Here is an 8,397-nt window from a genome sequence, read left to right as displayed (position 1 = left end):
CTTCAATCTCAAACTTCATATTTATTGGAATTTCAATTGTAGAAATGTTATTTCTAGTATTATTAAAAATTTTTATTTTAAAAAACTTGTATTTCCCTTTTGGTTTAGAAATTGTAAATAAGTAATAAGATTTATTTCTTTTTTTAAAATCGGGTTTATCATACTTATAAGTAAAACTTCCTTGTTCATTTGGATAATCATTTACAGATGGAACATCATCACTATAAGAAAATGTATAACCGTTATAAATCTTTTTTTCAATACATATGGTTCCAACAATCATTCCTTCGCCAGAATTGTATGTTTTTTGCATTTTTTTAGAAGCCGTAGAGCATCCAAAAAATAATGATAATATGATTAAGAAATATAGATGTTTTGTTTTCATGTTTTTTCAAATTAAGTATATACAAAGGAAAACAATTTTTAAGTTGGAAGCAAAAAATAGTTAATAAATCGAACGTAATTTAATTGTAATTATTAGTAAGTAAACCTATTTTTGTAAATCTTAAATTCAGAGATAAGAAAAAGATAAAATGCAAAAATATATTAGCCAACTTAACGAAGCACAACAAGAACCAGTTTTACAAAAAGATGGACCAATGATAATTATTGCTGGTGCTGGTTCTGGTAAAACACGTGTTCTCACCATGAGAATTGCCTATTTAATGAGTTTAGGCGTTGATGCATTTAATATTTTAGCATTAACATTTACCAACAAAGCAGCACGCGAAATGAAAAAACGTATTGCAGATATTGTTGGTACCAACGAAGCCAAAAATCTTTGGATGGGAACTTTTCACTCTGTATTTGCAAGAATTCTTAGAAGTGAAGCTGATAAACTGGGTTTTCCATCTAACTTTACTATTTATGATACTCAAGATTCTGTTCGATTAATTTCGGCAATTATTAAAGAAATGCAACTGGATAAAGATATTTATAAACCAAAACAGGTTTTAAGTAGAATTTCATCCTATAAAAATTCATTAATTACGGTAAAAGCTTATTTAAATAATCCTGAACTGCAAGAACAAGATGCAATGTCTAAAAAACCTCGTTTGGGAGAAATCTATAATAATTATGTAGAGCGTTGTTTCAAGTCTGGTGCAATGGATTTTGATGATTTGCTATTAAAAACCAATGAATTACTAAATCGTTTTCCTGAAGTTTTAGCCAAATATCAAGATAGATTTAGATACATAATGGTTGATGAGTACCAAGATACCAATCATTCTCAATATTTAATTGTTCGTGCTTTGTCTGACAGATTTCAAAATATTTGTGTTGTTGGTGATGATGCTCAAAGTATTTATGCTTTTCGTGGTGCAAACATTAATAATATTTTGAACTTTCAAAAAGATTATGAAAATGTAAAAACATATAGACTTGAACAAAATTATAGATCTACAAAAAATATTGTCGAAGCAGCCAATTCTATAATAGACAAAAATAAAACCAAACTCGAAAAAGTTGTTTGGACAGCCAATGATTATGGCTCGAAAATAAAAGTACATCGCAGTGTTACTGATGGTGAAGAAGGTCGATTTGTGGCAGGAGAAATATTTGAACAAAAAATGCGAAACCAAATGCTAAATGGTCAATTTGCTATTTTGTATCGCACCAATGCACAATCTCGTTCTATGGAAGATGCGCTTCGAAAACGAGATATTCCTTATAGAATTTATGGTGGTTTATCTTTTTATCAACGAAAAGAAATTAAAGATGTACTTTGTTATTTACGATTGGTTATCAATCCAAAAGACGAAGAAGCATTGGTTCGTGTAATAAATTATCCCGCACGTGGAATTGGTGACACAACTATCGAAAAGCTAACTGTAGCTGCCAACCATTACAAACGTTCCATATTTGAAGTAATGGAACATATTGACAAAATTGATTTAAAATTAAATGCTGGAACCAAAACCAAGTTGCAAGATTTTGTAACCATGATTAAAAGTTTTCAAATAATTAATCAAAACCAAGATGCTTTTTATTTGACAGATCATGTAGCCAAAAAAACTGGTTTGGTTCAAGAATTAAAAAAAGATGGTACTCCAGAAGGAATTGCTCGTATAGAAAACATTGAAGTTTTAATGGGTGGAATTAAAGATTTCATCGAAGGTCAAAAAGAAATTGATGGTGCTCGTGGTGCTTTATCAGAATTTATGGAAGATGTAGCACTAGCAACAGATTTAGATAAAGATACAGGCGACGAAGATAGAGTTGCATTAATGACAATTCACTTGGCAAAAGGTTTAGAGTTTCCTTATGTTTTTGTAGTTGGACTAGAAGAAGACTTGTTTCCAAGTGCAATGAGTTTAAATACTAGAAGCGAACTCGAAGAAGAGCGAAGACTGTTTTATGTTGCGCTAACTCGAGCCGAAAATCAAGCATATTTAACTTATGCACAATCGCGATACCGTTGGGGAAAACTTACAGATAGCGAACCATCAAGATTTATAGAGGAAATAAAAGAAGAATATATCGAATATATTAATCCAATAGACAATGGTGGATATCGATATAAACCAATGATGGATATGGATATTTTTGGTGATATTGACAAATCTAAATTAAGATTAGCCAAGCCAATTGCAGGAAATCCACCTAAAGCATATTCGGATGAACCAGTTTCTTCTATAAATATTAGAAAATTAAAACCAGTTGGAAATGCTCCAAGTGCAAATAATTTATTTGATACTAAACTTACAAATGGTAATATTGTAATTCACGAACGGTTTGGAAAAGGTGAAATAATAAATCTTGAAGGAATTGGCGCCGATAAAAAAGCCGAAATACGATTTGAAGTTGGCGGAATTAAAAAATTATTATTGCGATTTGCAAAGTTAGATGTAATTGGATAAGAAGGTTTCAAGTTTAAGGTTTCAAGTTTTTTAAGTTGAAACTTTAAACAAAAATAACTTTAAACAAAAAAACAATGGCACAATTCATAAAAATATACGAGGACAAACCCAACGAAGCTGCTATAAAAAAAGTAGTTGATGTTTTGCGTAATGGTGGATTAATTATTTATCCAACAGATACCGTTTATGGTTTAGGTTGCGATATTACCAACACAAAAGCATTAGAAAGAATTGCAAAAATTAAAGGAATTAAACTAGATAAAGCCAATTTTTCCTTTGTTTGTAGTGATTTAAGTAATATTTCAGATTATGTAAAACAAATTGATACAGCTACATTCAAATTATTAAAACGAGCTTTGCCTGGAGCATATACTTTTATTTTACCAGGAAATAATAATCTTCCCAAAGAATTTAAAAAGAAAACCACAGTCGGAATTCGTGTTCCTGCAAACGAAATTGCATTAGAAATTGTTAGAAAACTTGGTAATCCAATTGTCTCAACATCTATTCACGATGATGATGAAGTTTTAGAATATTCTACCGATCCTGAATTGATATTTGAAAAATGGCAAAACCTTGTAGATGTTGTAATCGATGGTGGTTATGGCGATAATCTAGCGTCAACAATTATTGATTTATCTGGTTTTGAACCTGTAGTTATTAGAGAAGGAAAAGGAAGTTTGGATATATTGTAAAAAAATAAACGCCTCAATTTCTCAAGACGTTTAAGATATTTATTTAAGTTTCGTACTTCCAACCTCGTACCTAAATATCTATTGTTTCTTCATTTCTTTTTCAATCATTTCATAAAACTCGTCTATTTTTGGTAAAATAACAATTCTAGTTCTTCTGTTAGTTGCTCTGTTTTCTGCCGAATTATTATCTACTAATGGAATGTATTCGCCACGACCAGCTGAAATTAATTGTTTTGGATTAACTTTTAAGTCTTTGGTTAAAACTCTAACAATTGCTGTAGAACGTTTTACACTTAAATCCCAATTGTCTAGCAATACTGCATTTCCTGTAAAAGGAACATTGTCTGTATGACCTTCAACCATGCACTCAAATGTTGGTTTGTCATTGATAACTTTAGCAACTTTTCCTAAAACTTCTTTTGCTCTGTCACTCACAACATAGCTTCCGCTTTTAAAAAGCAATTTATCTGAAATGGATATAAATACAACTCCTTTTTCAACATTTACTTCAATATCTGGATCAGAAATTCCAACCGAGCTTTTTAAACTTGTAACCAAAGCCAAAGTAACACTGTCTTTTTTGGTTAAAGCATCTTGCATTCTAGAAATTTTTAAATCTTTTTCTTTTATTGTTTCTAATGCTTTTTCAATATTTTGAGCACCTTTTGTAGATAATACAGTCATGTCTTTAGAAGCGCTTATTAAATCAGAATTGTTCTTTTTTAAATACTCATTTTGTTGATTTAATGCTTCTTTTTCGGTTAAACATAAATTCAGTTTTACAGTTGTTGAATTTAACAAATCTTGACAGTCTTTATTTTGTGCTTCTAACGCTGCGATTTTCTTTTTAGTTCCACATGATGTTAGCGTTAATGCAACTAAAGAAATCATAAAAATTACTTTTCTCATATCTATTTGGTTTTTATTTTTACAAAATTACAATTTATTGATTGCTTATTATGTTATTTTATATAAAGTATTGTTAACTTTTACTCAAATATCTTGCCTTTTTTAACAAAATAAGTGTAAACAATACTTTTTTTATAAAAGTAATTTTCTTTTTGAAAGTTACTTCTTTTCTTTAATGTTTTAGAAATCAAACCATAAAAAGAATAATGTGCTTTTAAAATAGCAAAAAAATGTTTGAATTTTCCTTTAAAAATAAATTGAAATCCTGCAACTGCATCTAAAATCAGTCTGATAAATAACACAGAAATTAATTTATTTTTTGGAAGATTCTTGGTTAACATCAATAATGAATTTCTAAAATTTAAATAAGTTTTTTTAGGATTTCCTTCATTTAAAGTTGCTCCTCCAACATGATAAACAACAGATTTGGATGTGTATTTGGCTTTAAAACCTAAATTAAAAGCACGCCAACACAAATCGATTTCTTCTTGATGGGCAAAAAAATCATCGTCAAAACCATTTAAGTCTCTAAAAACTTCTTTTCTAATAAAGAAACAAGCGCCACTTGCCCAAAAAATTTCTTTTTCATCATTATATTGGTTGGTATCTTTTTCAATAGTATCAAAAATTCGTCCTCTACAAAAAGGATAACCATATTTATCAATAAATCCGCCAGCTGCACCAGCATATTCAAAAAACTCTTTATTTTTAAAATCTAAAATTTTGGGTTGAATTATAGCAATTTCTGGTTCATTATCAAAAATGGATAGAATAGGAGTAAGCCAATTTTGGGTAACTTCAATATCTGAATTTACTAAAGCATAATAATCTTCTTCAACATTTTGTAATGCAACATTGTAACCTTTAGCAAACCCATAGTTACCATCATTCTCAATTATTTTAATTGTTGGAAATTGCTTTTTAATAATTTCAATTGAATAATCAGTTGAAGCATTATCTGCAACATAAATAGTTGCTTCTTTAGAGTATGCAATGATTGAAGGCAAGAATTGCTCCAACAATTTTGCTCCATTCCAGTTTAATATTACAACTGCTATTTTCAAGTTTATTGTTTATAATTTATAGTTTGTGGTTTCAAATTCTGGAAGTTCTGTTAAGAAATTATATTTTTCATTTTCAAAATCCATTTGACAAAAGTAATGATTTAGTCCGTTGGAAACCATTAAGTATTTAGCTTTTAAAGTTAAGTTGTAACGTGCTATTTGATTGAAGGTTTCTTGAGTTATTTTAACTTCTGGAGCTTTGCATTCTATTAATAAAAATATTTCTCCATTTGGCTGATATACAATTATATCGTAACGTTTATTTAAATCATTGATTTTAATTAATTTTTCGACATTAATATATGATTTTGGATAATTTTTTTCTTGTGTCAAAAACTGAATTATATGTTGACGAACCCATTCTTCTGGAGTGAGAATTATAAATTTTTTCCTGATTTCATCAAAAATAGCAACTTTATTTTCACTATTTTTGAACCGAAACGAATATGTTGGAAAATTCAACTTTTGCATATTGCAAAAGTAAGACTTTTAGATAATAGATAAAAAAAAATAGATACTGAAATAAATTCAGCATAAATGGACGAAGTAGTAAAAATCATCAACGATATAAAATCAGGAAACATTAAACCTATTTATTTTTTTATGGGCGAAGAACCTTATTATATAGATAAATTATCTGAATATATTGAAAATAATATCCTTTCGGAAGAAGAAAAAGGTTTCAATCAAACTGTTTTATACGGTCGTGATGTTACAATTGATGATATTGTTGGAACTGCAAAACGATATCCAATGATGTCAGAACGACAAGTTGTAATTGTAAAAGAAGCACAAGACTTGTCTAAAACTATTGAAAGTATTGAAAAATACGCCGAAAACCCAATGCCATCAACTGTTTTAGTTTTTTGTTATAAATACAAAACACTTGATAAAAGAAAAAAAGCAATTAAACTTTTATCTAAAAACGGAATAGTTTTTGAAAGTAAAAAGTTATATGAAAACCAAGTAGGACAATGGATTACAAGAGTTTTACAAGGAAAAGGTTATACAATTGAAGCAAAGGCAAATGCTATGCTTGTAGAATTTCTTGGAAACGATTTAAGTAAAATAAATAATGAACTAGAAAAACTTCAAATAATTTTGCCAAAAGGACATTTGATTAATGCAAAAGATATTGAAGTAAATATTGGTTTTAGTAAAGATTTTAATGTCTTTGAGTTACAAAATGCTTTGGGCTCACGAAATCAATTAAAAGCTTATCAAATTGTTCAATATTTTGCAGATAACCCAAAAGATAATCCAATGGTTGTTACAACAAGCTTGGTGTTTAGTTTTTTTATTAAACTATTAAAATATCATGGATTAAAGGATAAAAATCCTAAAACTGTTGCTCCAATTCTTGGTGTTAGCCCTTTTTTTTTAAAGGATTATGATGTAGCTTTAAAAAATTATCCAATGAAAAAAGTAAGTTCTATAATAAATACTTTACGAGATATTGATGTAAAAAGCAAAGGAGTTGGCGCAAATTCATTGCCAAATCATGATTTATTGAAAGAAATGTTGGTTAAGATTTTTAATTAAAAAAAGCTGCAATATCAAATTACAGCTTTATGTTTTTCAAAATAATTTAAATTTAATTTTTAATAAGTTTAAAGTTATAAATAGAATTTTCACTGGTTGCCTTTACAATATAAGTTCCTGTTGGAAAATTTGAAATATCAATTTGTGCGCTTGTAGCGTTTAGGTTTAGATTTTTAATTTCTTGACCAATAAGAGTATAGATTGAAACATTTGTGATTGCTAAATCATTAGAAATAGTAAACACATCATTTACAGGATTTGGATAAAATTTAAAATTATTTTTATTAAACTCATTAGTGGCTAGACTTACAACAGTTACTTTATAATCTTCTACTTGCCCAAAACCAGATCCAGGTTCGCAACTAGTAAATGCATACACATCATAAGTTTTTACTATTCTAATTGTTGTGTCTCCAAGTGGTGCAGCAACAGGAACATTAAAACTTGCATTGGTTTGAATTGAATCTGTTCCTGTAGAATTGGTAATACTTCCCAATTCATAACGTTCATTAATATTGTCAAATTCTCCATCTAAATTCCAATCAATAAATGCAGTAAAATAATCAGTATAATCACCACCAGTTGTTCCTTTAAAAATAGTATTTACAGTTTCGCCTTGATTTAAAATTAGCGTTAGATTAGTAAAATCTTCATAATCTAAAGTCGAATTTACATCAGATGCATTATTAATATTGTTAATATTTACTAAAGTAATTGGCTCAATAAAAAAAACATCTATTGGTGGGCAATAAGTATCATTTACAATTACATTAAAGCTACAACTTGCAACTATATCTCCATTGGTTTCTACTAAATTGTGAGTTACAATAGTTGTTCCAATTGGAAAAGCCGAGCCAGAAGCCAAACCTGCAACCAGAACTAATGTTGCATTTGGATGAGTTGAGCATGTTATTGTTGGAGCAGGATAATTTACAACCTTTGGACCAGTTAAACTTGTAGTTGTAATATTTTCTGGACATTGAATGAAGCAAGTTGTAAACAATAAATTATCTAAATTTACTAGCCAACCATGTGCAAAGAAAAAGAAATCATTTTCCCAGCCAGAAATAAAATTTCCGTTTGGTGAAATTGCAATTGCAGTTCCTAATTTTCCATCTAATGTTGAATAAGCAGTAATTCCAAATGAAGCCAAAATTTGTCTTAAAAAAACTGGTTGATTTCCTATTGATGGATGATATATTATTGCTTCACGATCAATGACAAAACCAAATTTTTGACAATATCCAACTGCAATTCCATTATCAGAAACGCTAGTAAATGTTGCCGAATCATAACCTGCTGGAATATTAAATTGAGTAAAAGTAT

Annotated in this window: 8 protein-coding genes; 3 read left to right on the top strand and 5 right to left on the bottom strand. The window is 28.9% G+C overall.

Translation table 11 applies throughout. The features are described from left to right. The coding region (locus ACH2BO_RS08875) for a hypothetical protein (RefSeq protein ID WP_395044390.1) at positions 1 to 313 on the bottom strand (313 nt) is incomplete at its 3' end. A 220-nt stretch (positions 314 to 533) separates the two neighbouring features. Between ACH2BO_RS08875 and ACH2BO_RS08870 the strand changes: the two genes are divergently transcribed. After that, positions 534 to 2,861, top strand: a complete 2,328-nt coding sequence (locus tag ACH2BO_RS08870) for an ATP-dependent helicase (protein ID WP_395044389.1) — start codon at positions 534 to 536, stop codon at positions 2,859 to 2,861. Between the two features lie 74 nt (positions 2,862 to 2,935). Continuing rightward, positions 2,936 to 3,556, top strand: a complete 621-nt coding sequence (locus ACH2BO_RS08865; protein ID WP_395044388.1) for an L-threonylcarbamoyladenylate synthase — start codon at positions 2,936 to 2,938, stop codon at positions 3,554 to 3,556. Positions 3,557 to 3,634: 78 nt separating this feature from the next. Here ACH2BO_RS08865 and ACH2BO_RS08860 read toward each other — a convergent pair whose 3' ends face one another. From ACH2BO_RS08860 to ACH2BO_RS08850, 3 genes are all read right to left on the bottom strand, one after another. Next, entirely contained in the window at positions 3,635 to 4,465 is an 831-nt protein-coding gene (locus ACH2BO_RS08860) for a flagellar motor protein MotB (RefSeq protein WP_395044387.1), read from the bottom strand. A gap of 80 nt (positions 4,466 to 4,545) precedes the next feature. Then, on the bottom strand, positions 4,546 to 5,529 hold the full coding sequence (locus tag ACH2BO_RS08855; RefSeq protein WP_395044386.1) for a glycosyltransferase family 2 protein: 984 nt from the start codon (positions 5,527 to 5,529) through the stop codon (positions 4,546 to 4,548). A gap of 9 nt (positions 5,530 to 5,538) precedes the next feature. Further along, positions 5,539 to 6,000 (bottom strand): type I restriction enzyme HsdR N-terminal domain-containing protein, encoded by a 462-nt coding sequence (locus ACH2BO_RS08850; RefSeq protein WP_395044385.1) that lies wholly within the window; start codon positions 5,998 to 6,000, stop codon positions 5,539 to 5,541. Positions 6,001 to 6,066: 66 nt separating this feature from the next. Here ACH2BO_RS08850 and holA point away from each other — a divergent pair, with 66 nt between their 5' ends. Then, entirely contained in the window at positions 6,067 to 7,071 is a 1,005-nt protein-coding gene (holA, locus tag ACH2BO_RS08845; protein WP_395044384.1) for a DNA polymerase III subunit delta, read from the top strand. A gap of 52 nt (positions 7,072 to 7,123) precedes the next feature. Here holA and ACH2BO_RS08840 read toward each other — a convergent pair. Beyond that, positions 7,124 to 8,397, bottom strand: a 1,274-nt coding sequence (locus tag ACH2BO_RS08840) for a GEVED domain-containing protein (protein WP_395044383.1), incomplete at its 5' end; no start/stop codon positions are given.

This window comes from Flavobacterium sp., assembly GCF_043773265.1.
Lineage (GTDB): Bacteria > Bacteroidota > Bacteroidia > Flavobacteriales > Flavobacteriaceae > Flavobacterium.
Note: the sequence above shows the minus strand (reverse complement) of the source record. Positions and strands in the feature narration are given on the sequence as shown.

Bases quoted from the DNA above. Each gene is read 5' to 3' on its own strand.
- ACH2BO_RS08870 (WP_395044389.1), top strand. From the start codon at position 534: ATGCAAAAATATATTAGCCAACTTAACGAAGCACAACAAGAACCAGTT.
- ACH2BO_RS08865 (WP_395044388.1), top strand. From the start codon at position 2,936: ATGGCACAATTCATAAAAATATACGAGGACAAACCCAACGAAGCTGCT.
- ACH2BO_RS08860 (WP_395044387.1), bottom strand. From the start codon at position 4,465: ATGAGAAAAGTAATTTTTATGATTTCTTTAGTTGCATTAACGCTAACA.
- ACH2BO_RS08850 (WP_395044385.1), bottom strand. From the start codon at position 6,000: ATGCAAAAGTTGAATTTTCCAACATATTCGTTTCGGTTCAAAAATAGT.
- holA (WP_395044384.1), top strand. From the start codon at position 6,067: ATGGACGAAGTAGTAAAAATCATCAACGATATAAAATCAGGAAACATT.